At 69.0% G+C, this 19,544-nt stretch carries 16 protein-coding genes and 1 pseudogene; 14 read left to right on the forward strand and 3 right to left on the reverse strand.

Annotated elements, in window-relative coordinates; translation table 11 throughout:
* Positions 1 to 51: 51 nt before the first annotated feature.
* Genes FWJ67_RS03635 through FWJ67_RS03645 form a run of 3 tightly spaced genes read left to right on the forward strand, consistent with a single transcriptional unit; the run spans position 52 to position 3,336 of the window.
* On the forward strand, positions 52 to 1,674 hold the full coding sequence (locus tag FWJ67_RS03635; RefSeq protein WP_414482183.1) for a methylmalonyl-CoA mutase: 1,623 nt from the start codon (positions 52 to 54) through the stop codon (positions 1,672 to 1,674).
* 11 nt (positions 1,675 to 1,685) lie between these two features.
* Positions 1,686 to 2,102, forward strand: a complete 417-nt coding sequence (locus tag FWJ67_RS03640) for a cobalamin B12-binding domain-containing protein (protein ID WP_414482580.1) — start codon at positions 1,686 to 1,688, stop codon at positions 2,100 to 2,102.
* Between the two features lie 37 nt (positions 2,103 to 2,139).
* Positions 2,140 to 3,336, forward strand: coding sequence for an acyl-CoA dehydrogenase family protein (locus FWJ67_RS03645; RefSeq protein ID WP_304174321.1), 1,197 nt, complete (start codon positions 2,140 to 2,142; stop codon positions 3,334 to 3,336).
* Here the strand turns inward: FWJ67_RS03645 and FWJ67_RS03650 are convergent.
* Entirely contained in the window at positions 3,254 to 4,390 is a 1,137-nt protein-coding gene (locus FWJ67_RS03650; RefSeq protein WP_304174319.1) for an AbrB family transcriptional regulator, read from the reverse strand. The two genes, FWJ67_RS03645 and FWJ67_RS03650, sit on opposite strands and share 83 nt — an antisense overlap.
* Before the next feature lie 298 nt (positions 4,391 to 4,688).
* On the opposite strand from FWJ67_RS03650, the gene ugpB reads away from it, so the two are divergent.
* From ugpB to ugpE, 3 genes are all read left to right on the forward strand, one after another.
* Positions 4,689 to 6,008 (forward strand): sn-glycerol-3-phosphate ABC transporter substrate-binding protein UgpB, encoded by a 1,320-nt coding sequence (gene ugpB, locus FWJ67_RS03655; RefSeq protein WP_414482581.1) that lies wholly within the window; start codon positions 4,689 to 4,691, stop codon positions 6,006 to 6,008.
* Positions 6,009 to 6,099: 91 nt separating this feature from the next.
* Positions 6,100 to 6,984, forward strand: coding sequence for a carbohydrate ABC transporter permease (locus tag FWJ67_RS03660; RefSeq protein ID WP_304174315.1), 885 nt, complete (start codon positions 6,100 to 6,102; stop codon positions 6,982 to 6,984).
* A 32-nt stretch (positions 6,985 to 7,016) separates the two neighbouring features.
* On the forward strand, positions 7,017 to 7,862 hold the full coding sequence (ugpE, locus tag FWJ67_RS03665) for a sn-glycerol-3-phosphate ABC transporter permease UgpE (protein WP_369686591.1): 846 nt from the start codon (positions 7,017 to 7,019) through the stop codon (positions 7,860 to 7,862).
* Positions 7,863 to 8,025: 163 nt separating this feature from the next.
* On the opposite strand, the gene FWJ67_RS03670 is transcribed toward ugpE, so the two are convergent.
* Complete coding sequence (locus tag FWJ67_RS03670; protein WP_304174311.1) at positions 8,026 to 8,226, reverse strand: twin-arginine translocase TatA/TatE family subunit; 201 nt, start codon at positions 8,224 to 8,226, stop codon at positions 8,026 to 8,028.
* 270 nt (positions 8,227 to 8,496) lie between these two features.
* Between FWJ67_RS03670 and FWJ67_RS03675 the strand changes: the two genes are divergently transcribed.
* From FWJ67_RS03675 to FWJ67_RS03705, 7 genes are all read left to right on the forward strand, one after another.
* Positions 8,497 to 9,555 carry a Gfo/Idh/MocA family protein gene (locus FWJ67_RS03675; RefSeq protein ID WP_304174309.1) on the forward strand — a complete coding sequence of 353 codons (1,059 nt, stop codon included), beginning with the start codon at positions 8,497 to 8,499 and terminating at the stop codon, positions 9,553 to 9,555.
* A 230-nt stretch (positions 9,556 to 9,785) separates the two neighbouring features.
* A complete protein-coding gene (locus tag FWJ67_RS03680) occupies positions 9,786 to 10,652 on the forward strand; it encodes an SPFH domain-containing protein (protein ID WP_304174308.1) in 867 nt (288 codons plus the stop codon).
* A 15-nt stretch (positions 10,653 to 10,667) separates the two neighbouring features.
* Positions 10,668 to 10,862, forward strand: a complete 195-nt coding sequence (locus FWJ67_RS03685; protein ID WP_304174306.1) for a DNA-binding protein — start codon at positions 10,668 to 10,670, stop codon at positions 10,860 to 10,862.
* 172 nt (positions 10,863 to 11,034) lie between these two features.
* A complete protein-coding gene (locus tag FWJ67_RS03690) occupies positions 11,035 to 13,242 on the forward strand; it encodes a Tex family protein (protein WP_414482182.1) in 2,208 nt (735 codons plus the stop codon).
* Between the two features lie 506 nt (positions 13,243 to 13,748).
* The gene (locus tag FWJ67_RS03695) at positions 13,749 to 15,323 is read left to right on the forward strand and encodes an ABC transporter substrate-binding protein (RefSeq protein ID WP_304174396.1); all 1,575 of its coding nucleotides are present in this window, start codon (positions 13,749 to 13,751) and stop codon (positions 15,321 to 15,323) included.
* Positions 15,324 to 15,404: 81 nt separating this feature from the next.
* Positions 15,405 to 16,460, forward strand: a complete 1,056-nt coding sequence (locus tag FWJ67_RS03700) for an ABC transporter permease (protein ID WP_304174301.1) — start codon at positions 15,405 to 15,407, stop codon at positions 16,458 to 16,460.
* 44 nt (positions 16,461 to 16,504) lie between these two features.
* Positions 16,505 to 17,416 (forward strand): ABC transporter permease, encoded by a 912-nt coding sequence (locus FWJ67_RS03705; protein WP_304174299.1) that lies wholly within the window; start codon positions 16,505 to 16,507, stop codon positions 17,414 to 17,416.
* Positions 17,417 to 17,456: 40 nt separating this feature from the next.
* Here the strand turns inward: FWJ67_RS03705 and menC are convergent, their stop codons facing one another.
* A complete protein-coding gene (gene menC / locus FWJ67_RS03710; protein WP_414482582.1) occupies positions 17,457 to 18,572 on the reverse strand; it encodes an o-succinylbenzoate synthase in 1,116 nt (371 codons plus the stop codon).
* A gap of 386 nt (positions 18,573 to 18,958) precedes the next feature.
* Here menC and FWJ67_RS03715 point away from each other — a divergent pair.
* Positions 18,959 to 19,544 (forward strand): annotated as a pseudogene (locus tag FWJ67_RS03715) (hypothetical protein); the annotation flags it as partial.

Raw genomic sequence — 19,544 nt, forward strand, 5'->3', positions numbered from 1 at the left:
GCCGACCCCGGGGCAGAGGTGGAGGCGGCCCGCCGGGCGTACGAAGAGGCTCTGGCCCGCTACCGCGAGGCCTTGGCCCAGAGTCCCGAGCGGGAGGGGCTCTTCACCACCCTCTCCGGCCTCCCGGTGGAGCCCCTCTACACTCCCTCCCAGCCCGACCCCGACTACCTGGCCAAGCTGGGCTTTCCCGGGGAATACCCCTTTACCCGCGGAATCCACGCCACCATGTACCGGGGGCGGCTCTGGACCATCCGCCAGTTTGCTGGCTTCGGCACCGCCTCCGAGACCAACGCCCGCTTCAAGTACCTGCTGGAGCAGGGCCAGACGGGGCTCTCCGTCGCCTTCGACATGCCCACCCTCTTGGGGTACGATTCGGACCATCCCCGGTCCCTGGGAGAGGTGGGCCGGGAAGGGGTGGCCATCGACTCCCTGGAGGACATGGAGACCCTCTTCGAGGGCATCCCCTTGGACCAGGTCTCCACCTCCATGACCATCAATGGGCCGGCAGCCATCCTCTGGGCCATGTACCTGGTCACCGCGGAGAAGCAGGGGGTGCCCCTGGCTCGGTTACGGGGGACCATCCAGAACGACATCCTGAAGGAGTACATGGCCCAGAAAGAATGGATCTTCCCGCCCGAGCCCAGCGTCAAGCTGGTGGTGGACACCATCGAGTTCGGCAGCCAGCACGTGCCCCAGTGGAACCCCATCTCCATCAGCGGCTACCACATCCGGGAGGCGGGCTCCACCGCGGTCCAGGAGCTGGCCTTCACCCTGGCCAACGGGTTCCATTACGTGGAGGCCTGCCTCCAGCGGGGGCTGGCCATCGACCAGTTCGCCCCCCGGCTCTCCTTCTTCTTCAACAGCCACCTGGACTTCTTCGAGGAGATCGCCAAGTTCCGGGCGGCCCGCCGAATCTGGGCCCGGGCCATGCGGGAGCGTTATGGGGCCCAAGACCCCCGCTCCTGGCGGCTCCGTTTCCACACCCAGACGGCCGGCTGCTCCCTCACCGCCCAGCAGCCGGAGGTCAACCTGATCCGGACGGCCTACCAGGCCCTGGCCGCGGTCCTCGGGGGGACCCAGTCCCTCCACACCAACGCGCTGGATGAGGTCTACTGCCTCCCGACGGAGCACGCCGCCACGCTGGCCGTGCGGACCCAGCAGGTCCTGGCCTACGAGATCGGGGTGGTCAACTCGGCCGATCCCTTGGGGGGGTCCTACCTGGTGGAGGCCCTCACCGACCAGCTGGAGGCCGAGGCGGAGAAGTACTTCCGGCAGATCGAGGCCCTGGGCGGGGTGATCGCCGGGATCGAAAGCGGCTTCTTCCAGAAGGAGATCGCCGAGGCGGCCTACCGGTACCAGCGGGAGGTGGAGGCGGGCCGGCGGATCGTGGTGGGGGTGAACGCCTTCCGGCAGGAGGAGGACCGGCCGCCGGAGATCTTCCGCATCCGGCCGGAGGTGGAGGCGGACCAGATCGCCCGCCTCCGCCGGCTCCGGGCCCGGCGGGACCAGGGGGCGGTAACTGGAGCCTTGGCCCAGCTCCGCCAGGCGGCCCGAGGGGGCGCCAACTTGATGCCGTACCTGATGGAGGCCGCCCGGTGCTACGCCACCGTCGGCGAGATCGCCGACACCCTGCGGGAGGTGTACGGCGAGTACCAGGAGCGGGCGGTCATCTAGGAGTGGAGGCCATGACGCGCAGGATCCGAGTCCTCATCGCCAAGGTAGGCATGGACGGCCACGACCGGGGCGCTAAGGTGATCGCCCGAGCCCTGCGGGATGCGGGGATGGAGGTGATCTACTCCGGGCTCTTTCAGAGCCCCGAGTCCACGGCCCGGATGGCGGTCCAGGAGGATGTGGACCTGGTGGGGGTGAGCATCCTCTCCGGCGCCCACATGACCTTACTGCCCCCCATCCGCCAGGAGCTGGACCGGCTGGGAGGCGGCGAGATCCTCCTCGTTGCGGGCGGCACCATCCCCCCGGACGACGCCGCCGCCCTGAAAGCGCAGGGAGTGGCCGAGGTCTTCACCCCCGGCCACTCCCTGGAGGCCATCGTCCGCTGGATCGAGGCGCAGGTAGCGGCCGCCCGGGGGCAGGCCGCCTGGTGATCCCCGTCCCCGGGAGAACGTGCAAGGGGGGAGTCGGGTGGACTTCGAGCTGACCCCAGACCAGCGCGCCGTCCGCGACCTGGTGCGGGCCTTCGCCCGGGAAGAGGTGGCCCCCCACGCCACCGAAGCCGACCGGACGGGCCAGTTCCCCCAAGGGCTCCTGGCCCGCCTGGCTGAGCTGGACCTTTTCGCCCTCCCCTTTCCTCCCGAGTATGGCGGCCTGGGCGGGGATACCATCAGCTACGCCCTGGCCATCGAGGAGCTGGCCTGGGCCGATGCCTCCCTGGCCCTCACCTACGCGGCCCACTGCTCGTTGGGGGCGGGTTACCTCCACCTCTTCGGTAGCCCCGAGCAGAAGGCCCGCTGGCTGACGCCCGCGGCCCGGGGCGAGGCCCTGATCGCCTTCGCCCTCACCGAGCCCGGCGGCGGCTCCGACGCGGCCCACCCCCAGACCCGGGCGGAACGCCGGGACGAGGGGTGGCTCCTCAACGGATCCAAAGTCTTCATCACCAACGGGGCCCACGCCGCGGCCACGGTGATCATGGCGGCCACCCGGCCTGGGGGCGGCAAGGGGGGCGTCTCCGCCTTTCTGGTGCCGGCGGGCACGCCTGGTTTCACCGTCGGGCCCCAGTATGAGAAGCTGGGGCTGCGGAGCTCGGACACGGCGCCCCTGGCCTTGGAGGACGTGCTGGTGGGTCCCGAGGCGCTGGTGGGGGAAGAGGGCCGGGGGTACGAGCAAGCCCTGGCGGTGCTGGACGGGGGGCGGATCGGCATCGCCGCGCTGGCAGTGGGGATCGGGCAGGCGGCTTTGGACCGGGCCCTCGCCTACGCCCGGGAGAGGACCGCCTTCGGCCAGCCCTTGAGCCGCTTCCAGGCCATCCGGTTCAAGCTGGCCGACATGACCACCGAGCTGGAGCTGGCCCGGCTCGCCTACCTGAAAGCCGCCTGGCTCAAGGACCAGGGGCGCCCCTTCCGCAAGGAGGCGGCCATGGCCAAGCTCTTCGCCTCCGAGGCGGCCACCCGGGCCGCCAACGCGGCCATCCAGATCCACGGTGGGCTGGGCTACACCCGGGACGGCGTGGTGGAGCGGTACTGGCGGGATGCCCGGTTGATGGAGATCGGCGAGGGCACCTCTGAGATCCTCCGGCTGGTTATTGCCCGAGAGGTGGGCGCGGCAGGGGCGACTCCCCCACCGGACCCCGGGGCGGGGCTGCGGGCCGGGCCAGGGCCTTGACCACCGGCGGACCCACCAGCACCGCCCCCACCATGCGGAAAATCTGCATGGCCAGCACCAGGGCTGGCTGGCGGGCCACATCCAGCGCGACGGCGGTCATGGTCTCGATGGCGCCGGGGGTGGTGCCCAGGAGGGCCGTTTCCGGGCTCATCCCCGTCTCCGCGACCAGACCCAGCCCCAGAAGGAGCCCCACCCCGATCAAGCCCAAGGTGAGGCCCGCCGCCCAGAGGGCGGTCACCCCCGCCTGCCGCAGGGAGGCCCGGTCGAACTGGAGGCCCACCCAAAGCCCCAGGAAGACCAGGGCCCCGTCAGCGAGCCAGGTGGGCAGGGGCGCCTGGGGCAGTCCCGCCAACTTGGCGCCGGCCACGAGGACCATGGGAAACAGGAGCCGGCCCGCGGGCAGGGGGATCCGCGCCCCCAGGGCCAGGCCTCCCAGGAGGGCGCCGTAGGTGACCCCGTAGGGGAGGAGGCTCCTCCAACCGGTCAGGCCCGCCGGGCCCGCGGCCAGCTCCAGGGTGCCCGGGGCGGGCCAGGGGCCTCCCGACCCCAGGGCCTGGGCCAGGGCCACGAGGAACGAGGCACTGGACCCCACCAAGACCAGGCGGACGTACTGGACGGTGGCCACCACCCGGGGGTCGGCCCCCACTTCGGGGCTCATGGCCACCATGGCCGACGCCCCGCCGGGCACGAAGGCGAGCACCCCCGTGACCCGGCTCAGGCGGGCCACCCGGGCCAGGATCAAGCCGGCCAAGGTGCTCGCACCCAGGAGGGCCCCGGTGAAGAGGAAGAGGGCCGGCAGCATGCCCTGAAGCACGGGCAGCATCCCCGGCTCCACCGTCGCCCCCAGGCCCAGCCCCACGATGGCCTGGGCGCCCAGCTGAAAACCCCGGGGCACCTCCGGGGCCTTTCCCCAGACCAAGCCTACGATGAGGCCTGCCGCCAGGGCGCCCAGCATCCACCCCGCCGGCACGTCCAACCGGTCGAGAAGCCAGCCTCCCAGGACACCCGCTCCCAGAAGGAGCGCCCGAAGGAGCATTTGGGTGGCCACCGCCATCGCCATTCCTCCCGCCGGGTGAGAGTACGCCACCCCGGGGCTGGGGCCCTGCCAGCCCTCCGGGGCGCCGCCACCCCAAAAGCGGGCCGCCCGCGGTCTCCCGGTGGGGCCCGGGTCGGCAGGGGCCAGCGCGGCACCCGCGCGTGCTCCGGCGAAAAAAATTCGTTACCTGACGCGCGCGTTCTTCACGTTCTGTTTATCTTCGGTCAACAGGGACGAGTCGCATTACCGACGAATCTTTGAGTAGTCTGCGGGAGAAGCGGCGAGCAGAGAGACCGGAAGGGAGCGCGATCGAGTCATGTGGAGACCCCGTTCCTTCCTCCTGGCAGGGCTGATCCTGATCCTGGCCTCGCTCCAGCCGGCGTGGGGGCAGGCCCCGGTCCCGGTGATCTTCTGGCACGGCATGGGCGGCCACCTGGGCACCGTGGTCCAGGCGCTGGTCACCCAGTTCAACGAGAGCCAGTCCGCCTACCGGGTGGAGGCCATCTACAAAGGCTCCTACGACGAGGTGGTGACCGCCGCCATCGCCGCCTACCGGGCCCAGGATCCCCCCCATCTGGTCCAGGTCTACGAGGTTGGCACCCAAACCATGCTCATGTCCGGCGCCATCTACCCCGTCTACCAACTCATGAGCGACCACGGCTACCAGGTGGACTGGGAAAGCTTCGTCGCGCCGGTCCTGAGCTACTACTCCAAGGACGGAAACCTGTACTCCATGCCCTTCAACTCCTCCACCCCCATCCTCTACTACAACAAGGACGCCTTCGCTCAGGCGGGCCTGGATCCGGAGCAGCCGCCGGCCACCTGGGATGAGGTGGAGGCCTTCAGCCGGCAGATCATGGAGCGGGACGCCGCCTCCTGCGGCTTCACCATCCAGTGGCCCTCCTGGACCATGATCGAGAACATGCGGGCCTGGCACGGGCTGCCCATCGCCACCCAGGAGAACGGCTTTGCCGGCCTCGATGTGGAGCTTCTGATCAACGACGAGTTCGGCCGGATGCACGTGGGGAAGCTGGCCGAGTGGGCCAAGAGTGGCATCTTCCAGTACGGCGGCCGGGGCGGCAGCTCCGATCCCCTTTTCCTCAACGGCCAGTGCGCCATCTTCATCGCCTCGTCGGCCGCCATGGGGACCATCCGCCAGGCGGCCTCCTTCAACTGGGCGACGGCCATGCTCCCCCACTGGGGCGAGCCCTATGAAAAGGTGAACTCCATCATCGGCGGCGCGAGCCTCTGGGTCCTCATGGGTGCGCGGAACCCGGACGCGTACGCGGGCGTGGCCGCCTTCCTCCACTTCCTCACCCAGCCGGAGCAGCAGGCCTTCTGGCACAAGGAGACGGGCTACATCGCCATCAGCAACCCGGCCAACGAGCTCTTGGAACGGGAGGGCCATTTCGAGGCCAACCCCGACCAGCGGACGGCCTGGGCCCAGCTGACCTACTCGCCCCCCACCCCCCACACCCGGGGGCTCCGCTTGGGCAACTTCATCCAGATTCGGGACGTCATCGAGGAGGAGCTGGAGAACATCTTCGCCGGCACCAAGACCGCGGAGCAGGGTCTGGACGACGCGGTCGCCCGGGCCAACCGGCTCCTCCGGGACTTCGCCGACCTCTACCGCTAGGGCTTGGACCATCCCACCAGGGCCGGTCACGGCCGGGGCGGCCTGAACCATCCAGGCCGCCCCACCGGCCCCGGAAGCGAGGAGGGCCTCCATGGTTCACCGACCCGTCTTCCGGAACCGCCTCCTGCCCTACCTCTTGGTGCTGCCCCAGGTGGCCATCTCCGTCATCTTCTTCTTCTGGCCGGCGGCGGCCTCGCTCCGCTACGCGGTGATGCGGGCCTCCCCCTTCGGCGACCGCCTCTTCTACGTGGGCCTGGCCAACTTCGAGCGGCTTTTCACCTCGGCCCAGTACCACCGGAGCCTGGTCACCACCCTCGTCTTCTCGTTGGGGGTGACGGTGCTGGGGATGCTCATCGCTCTCGGCCTGGCCGTCCTGGCCAACCAGAAGATCCGTGGCCTCCCCGCATACCGGACGGCGCTCCTGTGGCCTTACGGCATTGCGCCGGTGGTGGCCGGCATCATCTGGCTCTTTTTGGCCCACCCCGCCTACGGCGTGCTCACCTATTACCTGCGGGCGGCCACCGGCCTCTCCTTCAACTGGCTGGTGGACGGCCGGATCGCGCTGGGCCTGGTCATCGTCGCCTCCGTCTGGGCCCGGCTGGGGTACAACATCGCCTTCTTTCTGGCGGGCCTCCAGCAGATCCCCCAGACCCTCCTGGAGGCGGCCACCGTCGACGGCGCGTCGGCCCTGCAACGCTTCTGGCACGTCACCCGGCCGCTCCTTTCGCCCATCACCCTCTTTCTGCTGGTGACCAACACCACGTTCTCCCTCTTCGAAACCTTCGGCGTCATCGACGCCATCACCCGGGGAGGGCCCGGCGGGGCGACGGAGACCCTGGTCTACAAGGCGTACAAGGACGGCTTCATCGCCCTGGACGTGGGCTCCTCGGGCGCCCAATCGGTGGTCCTCATGGTGCTGGCCATCATCCTCACCGCGCTCCAGTTCCGCTTCGGCGAGAGGAGGGTCACCTACTGATGAGCGTCTTCCCCCGAGCTGCCACCCGGCCCATGATCCAACCCCGGGCGGCCCGGGCCCGGCTGAAGCAGAGGCTGGGGCGTCTGGCCGCCCACCTCCTCCTCCTGGTCTCTATTGGGATCATCGCCTTCCCGGTCTACTACGTCTTCGTCCTCTCCACCCAGAGCATGGAGGAGGTGGTGGTCCGGCCCACCATCCTCCGCCCCTCCACCCACCTGGTGGCCAACTACATCACCGCGTGGAGCCAGGCGGGCATGGGCCGGAAGCTCTTGAACAGCCTGGTCGTGGCCATCACCGTGGCGGTGGGCAAGATCGTCATCTCGCTGCTGTCGGCCTTCGCCATCGTCTACTTCCGGTTCGCCTTGCGGAAGGTGGTCTTCTGGCTGATCTTCATCACCCTCATGCTCCCCGTGGAGGTCCGGATCGTTGCCACCTACCAGGTGGTGAGCGACCTGGGCTGGCTCAACTCCTACGTGGGCCTCACCGTGCCCCTAATGGCCTCGGCCACCGCCACCTTCCTCTTCCGGCAGTTCCTCCAGACGGTGCCGGGCGAGCTCGCCGAAGCGGCCCAGCTGGACGGGGCGGGCCCCATGCGGTTCCTCTGGTCCATCCTCTTGCCCCTGTCCTGGACCAACATCGCCGCGCTCTTTGTCGTCCTCTTCGTCTACGGCTGGAACCAGTACCTGTGGCCCTTGATGATCACCCACACCGAGGAGATGCAGGTGGCCGTCATCGGCATCAAGCAGCTGGTCAACCCGGAGCTGCCCCAGTGGAACATCACCATGGCCGCGGCCATGATGACCCTCCTGCCCCCGGTCCTGGTCATCCTGGTGATGCAGCGGTGGTTTGTGAAGGGGTTGATCGAAAGCGAGAAGTAGCTGGCTGGGAGGAGCCCCGGTCCCGGAAGGCCGGAGGTGGGACGGGGCGGGGAAAGCCTGTCGCTTTCCGACCGGCAGGCCCGAAGCCGCTCCCGGGCCCGCCGGACGGAGGAGCTCAACGGCGGACGGACGCCGGACAAGCGCCCGACAGCCTGAAGCACGCCTAGAAGGGCTTGATGTCCTTCTTGACCTCCTGCACCTCTTGGACCGCCTCGTCGATCTCCTTGCGGACACCCTCGGTCTGCTTGCGGAAGCCGGCAATGGCCTCGCCGGCAGCCTTGGCCAGCTCCGGCAGCTTCCCCGGCCCGAAGATGATCAGGACCAGGACCAAGATGATGACCAGTTCCATGGGCCCGACCCGCATCTCTGCCACCTCCCCCTAGGGCACCATCACCCTTTCCATGCTATCACGCCCGGCCCTTTTGCGCCATGTCGGTGAACCTTGGCCCGGGTGAGGGCTCACCCCTTCCCTTCCAGGGGTTCCGCCCGCCTCACGGCGGCCTTCGGCGGACCGTTGAACGATGCCCACCAATGAACGGCTCGCCAGGAGAAAGGTGGCTCCCCCGCGCCCCGCCTCAGGCGGCATGGCCTTCTCCGCGCCCGGACATCATGGAGGCGGAAGGAGGCGACGCGCATGCCCTTGCGAGTCGGCATCATCGGCACGGGCATGGCCTTTGAGCGGCTGCACCTGCCCGCCTACCAGGAGCTGCAGGACCGCTACCAGATCTATGCCTTGTGCGACACCGACCGGGAGCGGGTTCACATGTGGGCCCAGCGCCTGCAGATCCCGCCGGATCGGGTCTACACTGACTTTCGCGCCATGGTCCGGCGGGGGGATCTGGACGTGGTGGACATCATGGTCCCCATCCCCGACAACCTGCCCGTGACCCAGGCGGTGGCGGCCAGCGCCCCGCCCTCCCTCAAGGGGATCATCTGCGAGAAGCCCCTGGCGGCCAACCGGGAGCAGGCGGAGATCGCCCGGGAGCTCCCCCGCCGCTACCAGATCCCCATCCTGATCGCGGAGCAGTACCGCTACAACGAGGAGATCGACTGGATCCGGGATTGGATCTGGCAGGGCCGGATCGGCCGGGTCTGGTACTTCATGCAGCACCGGGTGGTCAACTTCCCCGCGGAGATGCGGGAGAACACCTTTGCCGCCCGGGAGTGGCGCCAGCACCCCAACTTCCCCGGCGGCATCATCACCGACATCGCCGTCCACGACCTGGCCGCGCTCCGCCACATCTTCGGCGCCATCGAGCGGGTCCAGGCCTTGGGCAACCCCATCGAGGCCGACTTTGCGCCCTACGGCGTCCTCCAAGCCAACATCCTCTTCAAGAGCGGCTTTATCGGCCACTACACCTTCTCCTGCCTGGGGCTGGAGTACCAGCGGCCGCTGGTGGGCTTGCGGATTTTCGGCGAGCACGGCCAGATCTACCTGGAAGAGCGGGATGCGGGCGTGGTCAACATCTTTTTCCCCGACGGCTCGTCCCAGCAGATCCCGTACCGGCCCCAGCGGGGCTTCTCCCGGGAACTCCTCAACTTCCACCAAGCCTTGAGCGGCGAGGAGGCCATCTCGGTGCCGCCCGAGATGGAGTTCGGCGACCTCATGACCGTGCTGGCTATGATCGAGTCGGCCCAGGCCCGGGGCAAGCCCGTTGCCGTCGACCGGGAGGCCGCCTACGTCCTCGGTTGAAAAGCTCAGACCAACACCCGGCGCCCGAGCTGGTCCCCCCGGCTCGGGCGCGCCGCCAGGAGATCCCCCCACCCGCAGACGGCCGTTGGATCCCGAAGCGCCTCACAAGAGGGCCCGACCAACCGGTGGGCGGCCCCCCATCTTGACCAGGATGATATCATTCCTGTATCATTCCCATAGCAATCCTCTCGCGAACCACACTCTCTGACCACATGAGGGGAGCGAGCACCATGATTCGCGAAACGGAGTTGAAGGCGTTTCCCGGCCTTCCTGCCCTGCTCCTTCTGCTCGCCCTGTCGGCCGGCAGCATCTTCCTGCTGGTCCAGGGCATTGCCGACGAATCGGTCCGCATCATCGTCCTCGCCTCGATTCTGATCGTCCTGGTGGCCATCGGCTGGAATGGCCTCTTCACCGTGAGCCCCAACGAGGCGCGGGTCGTCCAGCTTTTCGGCACTTACAAGGGAACGGTCCGGAAGCCGGGGCTTTGGTATGTCAACCCCCTGACCACCCGGACCAAGGTCTCCACCCGGGTGCGGAACTTCGAAACGGACAAGTTGAAGGTGAACGACAAGGATTCCAACCCGATCGAGATCGCTGCGGTCGTCGTCTGGAGGGTGGTGGACACCGCCGAGGCCCTTTTCGAAGTGGACAAGTACACCGAGTACGTGGAGGTGCAGAGCGAGGCGGCCCTCCGGGCCCTGGCGACCAAGTACCCCTACGACGCGCCCCATGAGCACACCCTCTCCCTGGCCGCCAACGCCGCCCAGATTTCCGAAGAGCTGACCGTCGCGGTCCAGGAGCGGCTGGCCAAGGCCGGGGTGGAAGTGATCGAATCCCGCATCAGCCACCTGGCCTACGCCCCCGAGATCGCCAGCGCCATGCTCCAGCGGCAGCAGGCCAACGCCATCATCGCCGCCCGGCAGAAGATCGTCGAGGGGGCTGTCGGCATGGTGGAGATGGCCCTCGAGGATCTGGCCAAGCGGAACGTGATTGAGCTGGATGATGAGCGGAAGGCCCAGATGGTCAGCAACCTCCTGGTCGTCCTCTGCGCCGACCGGAGTCCCCAGCCCATTGTCAACGCTGGGTCACTCTACTGACCTGAGGAGAGAGCGTTGGCCCAGAAGAAGGCCTTCCTGCTCCGGCTGGATCCCAAGGTGTACGCAGCCCTGCGGAAGTGGGCGGCCGACGAGCTGCGGAGCATGAACGGGCAGATCGAGTTCCTGCTCCGCCGGGCCCTGATCGAGGCGGGGCGACTGGAGCGGGCGGACCAAGCAGAGGACCAATCCGAAGACCCCGAGGCCGGCTAGCATGAGAGCCTGGCCTCGAGGCCGGGGAGACTCGGGGAGAGGCACCCCTGGGTGCCTCTCCTTTCTCTGGGAGGGGCTGGTGCAGCCGCGGCGAAGACCACCTCGCCGGCCCGGCCAGCCCTCCCGCTTCTCGGCGGGGAGAGACGACGGCCGCGGGCCACAAGGAGGAGCTATGGACGGAAGCGACCGGACCACCACCGAGGCCAACCCCTTCACGGCGACCATCCTGGCCCAGCTGAGCCAGGAGCTGAACCTCGCCCCGGGTCACGTGGAGCGGGTGGTCGCCCTTCTCGATGAGGGGAACACCATCCCCTTCCTCGCCCGCTACCGGAAGGAGCAGACGGGCGGGCTGGACGAGGAGGCCCTGCGGACCCTCCAGGACCGGCTCGGCTACCTCCGGAACCTGGCCGAGCGGAAGGCGGAGGTCCTGCGGCTCATCGACGAGCAAGGCGCCCTCACCCCTGAGCTCCGGCAGGCCGTGGAAGAGGCCACCACCCTCCAGCGGGTGGAGGATCTCTACCGGCCGTTCCGGCCCAAGCGGCGCACCCGGGCCTCGGTGGCCCGGGAGCGGGGCCTCCAGCCCCTGGCCGACTGGCTCCTCAGCCGGCCGGCCACCGGCGCGCCCGAGGAAGAAGCAGCCCGGTTTGTCGACGCGGCGCGGGGCGTCGAGGGGGTGGAGGACGCCCTGGCTGGCGCCCGGGACATCATCGCCGAGCAGATGGCCGACGATCCCGAGGTGCGCCAGTGGGTCCGCCAGTGGACCCTGGAGCGGGGCACCCTGGTGAGCGAGGCGACGGATCCCCAGGCCCGCACCCCCTACGAGCAGTACTACGACTTCCGGGAGGCGGTGGCCCAGATCCGGCCCCACCGGGTGCTGGCCATCAACCGGGGCGAGCGGGAGAAGGCCCTGCGGGTCCGGATCGAGCTGCCCACCGAGCCGGTGCTCGCCTACCTGGAGGGCTGGCTCCGGCGGCAGGGGGCCCGGCGGAGCCCGGCCGATCCCCACCTGGCCTTGGCCGCCCAGGACGGCTACCAGCGGCTGCTGGCGCCGGCGGTGGAGCGGGATGTGCGGGCCCATCTGACCGAGAAGGCCCAAGCCCAGGCGATCCGGGTTTTCGCCGCCAACCTGAAGGCGTTGCTCCTCACCCCGCCCATCCGGGGCCGGCGGGTGATGGGCATCGACCCCGCCTACCGGACGGGCTGCAAGATCGCGGTGGTGGACGAGACGGGGAAGCTCTTGGAGGTGGCCGTCGTCTACCCCACCCCGCCCCAGAACCGGGTGGCGGAGGCGGAGCGACAGCTTCTGGCCATGATCGACCGCCACCAGGTGGACCTCATCGCCATCGGCAACGGCACCGCCTCCCGGGAGACGGAGCGCTTCGTCGCCGGACTCATCCCCAAGGCGAGCCGGCCCCTCGCCTACGTGGTGGTCAACGAGGCGGGCGCGTCGGTCTACTCGGCCTCCAAGCTGGCCCGGGAAGAGTTCCCCCACCTGGACGTTTCCGAGCGGAGCGCCGTTTCCATCGCCCGGCGGCTCCAAGACCCCCTCGCGGAGCTGGTGAAGATCGAGCCCAAAGCCCTGGGCGTGGGCCAGTACCAGCACGACGTGCCGGAGAAGGAGTTGGCCCAGGCCCTCCACGGCGTGGTGGAGTCGGCGGTGAACACGGTGGGGGTCGATCTGAACACCGCCTCCGTCCCGCTCCTCTCGTACGTGGCGGGCATCACCGCCACCGTCGCGGCCAACATCGTCCGCCACCGGGAGGCCAACGGACCTTTCCCCAACCGGCAAGCCCTTCTGGACGTGCCCCGGTTGGGCCCCAAGACCTTTGAGCAGTGCGCCGGTTTTCTCCGGGTGCCCGAAAGCGCCAACCCGCTGGACAACACGCCCATCCACCCCGAGTCCTACGGGGTGGCCGAACGCCTCCTCCAGGACCTGGGCTTCGGGCTGGAAGATGTGGCCGGGCCCCGGCGGCAGGAGCTCCAGGCCGCGCTGCGGGCTTTGGATGTGGCCGCCTGGGCCCAGCGCCTCGGTGTGGGCGAGCCCACCCTGGCCGACATCGTCGAGGCCCTCCAGCGCCCCGGCCGGGATCCCCGGGAGGACCTGCCACCGCCCATCCTCAGAACCGATGTCCTCACCCTGGAGGACCTGAAGCCCGGCATGGTCCTCTCGGGCACGGTGCGGAATGTGGTCGACTTTGGCGCCTTCGTGGACATCGGCGTCCAGCAGGACGGGCTGGTCCACATCTCGGAGCTCTCCGACCAGTACATCCGCCACCCCTTGGACGCGGTGAGCGTGGGGGACATCGTCCAGGTCCGGGTTCTGGCCGTCGATCCCGAGCGGGGCCGGATCAGCCTCTCCATGAGGCAGGCCCAGAGCTAACCAGCCCGAGGGAGGCACCGCCGGCCCAAGAGGTCCTCGACGGCTAGAACGAGCAGGAGAGCCCGCACCCGAGGATGAGCCCGCTCAGGTCGACGGCGTCCGTCCGGTACCCTTGGGGCCAGTCGTCTGGGTGACCGGGGACGGCCATCGGCCCACGGAGCCCCCGGGCCGCGGGCGTTTGAGGGGCCCTCCAGGGCGATCTTCGTCCTGCCTTTCGGGACACGGGCCGGCCAAATCCTGCCTCGTCTGCCGGAAAAACCCACCAATACCGAGCTCCCTCGCTCCAGACCGGCCAGAGGCCCTTATACGATTTTCGTCGGAAACCTGGGATGTTGATTCTTCTTCAACAGGAGGGAAGTGCCCTTAGCCGGCGAATCGTATGCCCTAAATCGTAACAGGGCTGGGTCTTATCACCGCGCTCTTCGGACCTTTTCGCGGCTCCCCTGCCCTCGGGGCGCACCGGAACCCCCACCGGTCACCAATCATGGCAAGGAGGCGACAGCTTGATGCGGCGATCCGTTTGGATCGGGGCCCTCGCGGCGCTGGTCATGGTCCTCGCTTTCGGCCCCGCTTCCGCGTCGGCCCAAACCCTGATCTACGCCCAAAGCGGCCTGCCGGTCACTCTGGACTCGGCCGCCGCGCAGGACGGCAACTCCCTGCGGCCCGCCTACCAGATCACCGAGACTTTGGTGGGCTTTGAGCCGGGTACCACCAACCTGGCGCCCGCTCTGGCGGTCCGCTGGGAAGCCAACGACACCTCGACCGTCTGGACCTTCTACCTGCGGGAGGGGGTCCGCTTCCACGACGGCACGCCCTTCAACGCGGAGGCGGTCAAGTTCAACTTTGACCGCTGGAACGATCCCGACCACCCCTACCGGGGTGAGGGCAAGCACTTCGCCGGCTTTGAGTACGTCTTCGGCGGCTTCAAGGGGAACAACGTCCTGAAGGAGATTGAGGTGGTCGACGAGTACACCGTTCGGTTCCACCTGACCGACTCCGTCGGCTTCTTCCCCGCCATGGTGGCCGCCATCTACCTGCAGATCCAGAGCCCCACGGCCGTCATGGCCGACCCCGACCGGTACGGCACCCCGGAGGTGGGCTCCGTCGGCACCGGCCCCTTCAAGTTCGAGGAGTGGGTGATCGGCGACCGGGTGGTCCTCCGCCGGAATGACGACTACTGGGGCGAGAAGGCCAAGGTGGAGCAGGTCGTCTTCCGGGGGATCCCCGAGCCCACTTCCCGGCTGGCGGAGCTGCGGGCGGGCGCGGCCCACATCGCCGTCGAGCTCTCGCCCGAGGATTACCCGGTCATCCAGCGGGATCCCAACCTGACCCCGGTCCTCCAGGACGGCCTCAACATCGGCTACGTGGCCATCCACCAGGGGCACAAGCCGCTCGATGACCCGCGGGTGCGCCGGGCCATCGCCATGGCCATCGACAAGGAGGCCATCGTTGAGGCCTTCTACGCGGGTCTGGGCTCGCCGGCGGACCAGCACGTGCCGCCCGCCATGTGGGGCCGGTCGGAGAAGATCACCGACATCCCCTACGATCCCGAGGGCGCCCGGCGGCTCCTGGCCGAGGCTGGTTACCCCAACGGCTTCGAGACGGAGTTCTGGTACATGCCCGTCTCCCGGCCCTACTTCCCAGCGCCCCAGCCCATTGCCGAGGCCATTGCCAGCTACCTGGCCGATGTGGGCATCCGGGTCCGTCTCCAGACCGAGGATTGGGGCACCTACCTCTCCGACTACCTGGAGGGCAAGTTCCCCATGTACATGCTGGGCTGGAGCCCGGACTATCCTGACCCGGACAACTACCTCTTCACCTTCTTCGGGCCCCGGGCTCCCGACGCCCTCGGCTGGAACGATCCGGTGACCCAGGATCTCCTCATTCGGGCGCGGACGGCCCCCGACGTGGCCGAGCGGGCCGCCCTGTACGCCCAGGTCCAGGAGCGGGTCCACGAGACGGTGGCCCAGATCCCCTTCGCCCACAACAACCCGTTGCACGCCACCCGCAGGGGCGTGGAAGGCTGGCTGCCCAGCCCGCTGGGCGCCTCGGAGCCTCTCCAGCTGGTCTCGGTCCCCTGAGGGCTGGCCCGGTGAACCTGGAGGGGGCGCCAGGGACGGCGCCCCCTCCCCTTCGATCTCCACGGTGGGAGCGAGAGCGTCGTGTCCGCATTCATCCTGCGTCGTCTCATCGGCCTCATCCCCGTCCTGCTGGGCATGAGCCTCCTCGTCTTCACCCTGGTCCGCCTCATCCCCGGGGACCCGGCCATCCTCATGCTGGGCGAGCGGGCCACTCCGGCGGCCATCGAGCGGCTCCAGGCTCAGCTCAACCTGGACAAACCCCTCTTCCTCAACCTGGCCGCCTTCCAGCACTCCGGGCGCGTGGGCGATCTGGTGGACAGCCAGTTCTTTGCCTTTCTAGGCAGCATCCTGCGGGGCGATCTGGGCCAGTCCATCTTCACCCGGGTGGATGTGGCCACCGAGCTGGCCGCCCGCTTCCCCGCCACCTTCGAGCTGGCCGTGGGGGGCATCCTGGTGGCGCTTCTCATCGGGGTGCCCGCCGGTGTGGTGGCCGCCATGCGGAAGAACTCCCTGGCCGACGTCGTGGTCACCAGCGCCTCCCTCTTCGGGGTCGCCATGCCCATCTTCTGGCTGGGGATGCTCCTGATCTACATTTTTGCCGTCCACCTAGGCTGGCTCCCCCCGTCGGGCCGGTTGAGCCCTGGGGTGTCGGTTCCCCGGATCACGGGTTTCTTGATCCTTGACAGCCTCCTGCAGGGCCAGTGGGCGGCCGCCTGGGATGCCATCCGGCACCTGATCCTCCCCGCCCTCGCCTTGGGGACCATCCCCACGGCCACCGTGGCCCGCATGACCCGGGGGGCCATGTTGGAGGTGCTGGGCCAGGACTACGTCCGCACCGCCCGGGCCAAAGGGCTTTCGACCCTGCGGGTCACCTGGCGTCACGCCCTGAAGAACGCCATGCTGCCCATCATCACCGTGGTGGGACTCTCCTTTGGGAGCCTTCTCACCGGCGCCATCCTCACCGAGACCATCTTCAACTGGCCCGGGATGGGCAAGTGGATCTACGACGCCATCGGGGCCCGGGACTACCCCATCGTCCAGGGCGGCACCCTCTTCATCGCCGCCATCTACGTTGTGATCAACACGCTGGTGGATGTCTCCTACGCCTTCTTTGATCCCCGGATCCGGTACGGTTGAGGACGTTCGAACGGTTCCGGGTGTGAGGAGTGGAGGGGAAGGGTATGGCTGTCAACGATCACGCGCTCGAAGGCGTTCAACCCCAGCCGGTCGCCGGGCACCTCCCCAAGAGCCGGAGCCCCTGGGCCCAGGCCTGGCGCCGCTTCCGCCGGTCCCGGTCGGGCATGGTGGGCTTGGCCATGGTTGGCTTCCTGGTGGTGATGAGCCTCCTCGCGCCCATCATCGCCCCCTACGATCCGTCCACCGACCGGAACCTGCGGGCCCGCCTCAACCCGCCCTCCTGGGAGCACCCCATGGGGACCGACGAGCTGGGCCGGGACATCCTCAACCGGGTCTGGCACGGCACGGGGATCAGCCTGCGGGTGGGCCTCCTGGCCGTCTCCATCGGGCTGGTGATAGGCTCCTTCTTGGGCCTTCTGGCAGGCTACCTGGGCCGCTGGGTGGACACGATGATCGGGTGGCTGACCGACATCCTCCTCGCTTTCCCTTCGGTGCTGCTCGCCATCTTCATCGTGGCCGCGATGGGGCCCGGCATCTTCAACACCATCATCGCCGTCGGTGTGGTCCAGATCCCCATCTACACCCGCCTCACCCGGAGCATGGTCCTCAGCCTGCGGGAGCAGGAGTGGGTGCTGGCCACCCAAGCCCTGGGAGCGGGCCACCTCCGGACCCTCTTCCGCCACATCCTGCCCAACGGGCTCACCCCGGTCATCGTCCAGGCGACCCTCTCCCTCGGCACGGCCATCCTCGATGCGGCCGCGCTGGGCTTCCTCGGCCTGGGCGCCCAGCCTCCCGCGCCCGAGTGGGGCTTGATGATCGCCCGGGGGTTCGCCTACTTCGCCGTCGCGCCCTGGATCAGCCTCTTCCCCGGGCTGGCCATCATCTTTGCGGTGGTCGCCTTCAACCTGCTTGGGGACGGCCTGCGGGACGCCCTGGATCCCCGGGCCAACCGCTAGCGGGCGCCGCGCCCGCCGGGGCGCCGCGGCCGGCGCCGGCTCACCGGGTGGGCGGCCTAAGCCACGCCTCCCGGACGGTGACGGTGGCCAGGTACTCCCGGTCCACCTCCACCCCAAGCCCCGGCCCCTTGGGGACGGGAATGGTCCCATCGGGTCGCAGGCGGGCCGGCGGGCGGACCAGGTCCCGGGCGAAGTAGCGGTCGCTGGCCGACGTATCGCCCGGGAGGGTCACCCCCGGCAGGGCGGCCAGGATGAGGTTCAGGGCGCGCCCCACCCCCGACTCGAGCATGCCGCCGATCCACAGGTCCAGCCCCGCCTCCCGGCAGAGCGCCTCGATCTCCAGCGCGGCCGCCGGCCCGCCCACCCTCCCCGGCTTCAGGTTGACCACCCGGCAGGCTCCCAGGGCGGCCGCCCGCCGCACCGCCCGGGGATGGGGCAGGGACTCGTCGAGGCAGATGGGGGTCCGCAAGGTAGCCTGGAGCCGGGCGTAGGCCTCCAGATCGGCCTCGCCCAGGGGCTCTTCGATCATGAGCAGGTCGAAGGCGTCCATGGCCTGGAGCCGAGGGAGATCCTCCCAGGTGTAGGCGCCGTTGGCGTCCACCATGAGGGGAATGGGCCCATACCGGTTCCGGAGGGCCTCCAACACCACCAGATCCCGCCCGGGCACCACCTTCACCTTCACCCGGCGGTAGCCTTGCTCCAGGAACCGGTCCACCTGGCGGAAGAGCTCGTCCAGGCTGGGGGCCAGGCCCAGGCTCACCCCCGCCGGCACCGCCTCCCGGTTGGCACCCCAGACTTCGGCCAAGGCCTGGCCGCGCACCCGGGCCTCCAGGTCCCAGAGGGCGGTTTCCAGGGCCGCTTTGGCCATGGGGTGGCCTTTCACCCGCTGGAAGGCGTCGGGCAGGTTCGGCGGGTTCACCTCACCCTGGAGGACCGCCGGGGCCAAGAAGTCGTGGAGGATATGCCAGGCGGTCTCCACCGTCTCCGAGGTGTAGAAGGGGGTCTCCAGGGCCACGCACTCCCCCCACCCTGCCTGGCCCCCGGCCCGGGCCTCCACCAGCACGAACCGCTTCCGGGCCGCCTGCACCGCCGCCCCTTCAAAGGGGGCCAAAAGGGGCAGGACCACCTCCCGCAAGACGACGGCCTCGAGGCGCACCAGCCCACCTCCTGCTCATCCCCTACGTAAGCCGGGGTCTCTCCACCGGTTCCTGGCCACTCTTCCACGCCCGCCCCCTCTTTCCTCATCAAAGGCGAGGCCGCCCGCTGCGAAGGTCTTCTCGCCTGCGGCCATGCCGAAGATTCCGCCATTCTCGAGGGGAAAGGGTTGGCAGCAGGAGAGATCCGACCCAACTCGAAGCCATTTGCCAATTCCCCACTCAACTCGACACCACACGCCGCCGAAATGAAGACCGGCTGGCCCCGTCTGGGGCGGAACACCCCTGAGTGTTGGAAGAAAGGGTGGAGACCATGATCGACCGATCCCGGTCCCGTCGTGGGGCCAACGCCCTACGTTCCCGAGCCCTAGGGCTGGCAAGGCTGTTCATGGGGCTCATGCTGACCTTGGTCCTGGCCGCCCCAGCGTGGGCCGACAGCTTGCTCTCCCCGCCGCCGCCCAGCGCCCGGGCGTACGGGATGGGTGGGGCCTTCGTCGCGGTGGTCGACGACGCGTCGGCCCTGTACTGGAACCCGGCCGCGCTGGGCCTGAAGCGTTTCCAGCTTTACGGCTCCCTGGTGGGTCAGAACCTGAACCAGCTCTCGGACCTCCGGGAGCTCGCGGAGGCTTTGGATGATCAGGATTTTGAGAGGCTTGAGGAGCTAGCGGAGAAGAGGATCCAGATCCCCGTGAGCGCGTTGGCTGCGGTCAGTCTGGGGCCGGTGGCCTTGGGCTACGGGGTCCAGGGAACGGGTGGTGCCTGGATCGACGCGGACGACACGGAAGCGATCGCCGAATACAAGCTGCTCACGCCCATCCAAGCCGGCATCGGCTTTCCCGTGGTCTCTCTCCCGCCCTTGGGTGAGCTGCGGCTGGGGGCGACGGCCTCGTACGTGAGCGGCACCTACGCAAAGTGGACCACAGACGACGACGACAGTGTTGAAGGCTCCGCCCAAGGCTTCGCCCTGCGCCTGG

The organism is Limnochorda sp., from assembly GCF_047459355.1.
Taxonomy (GTDB): Bacteria; Bacillota; Limnochordia; order Limnochordales; family Limnochordaceae; genus Limnochorda.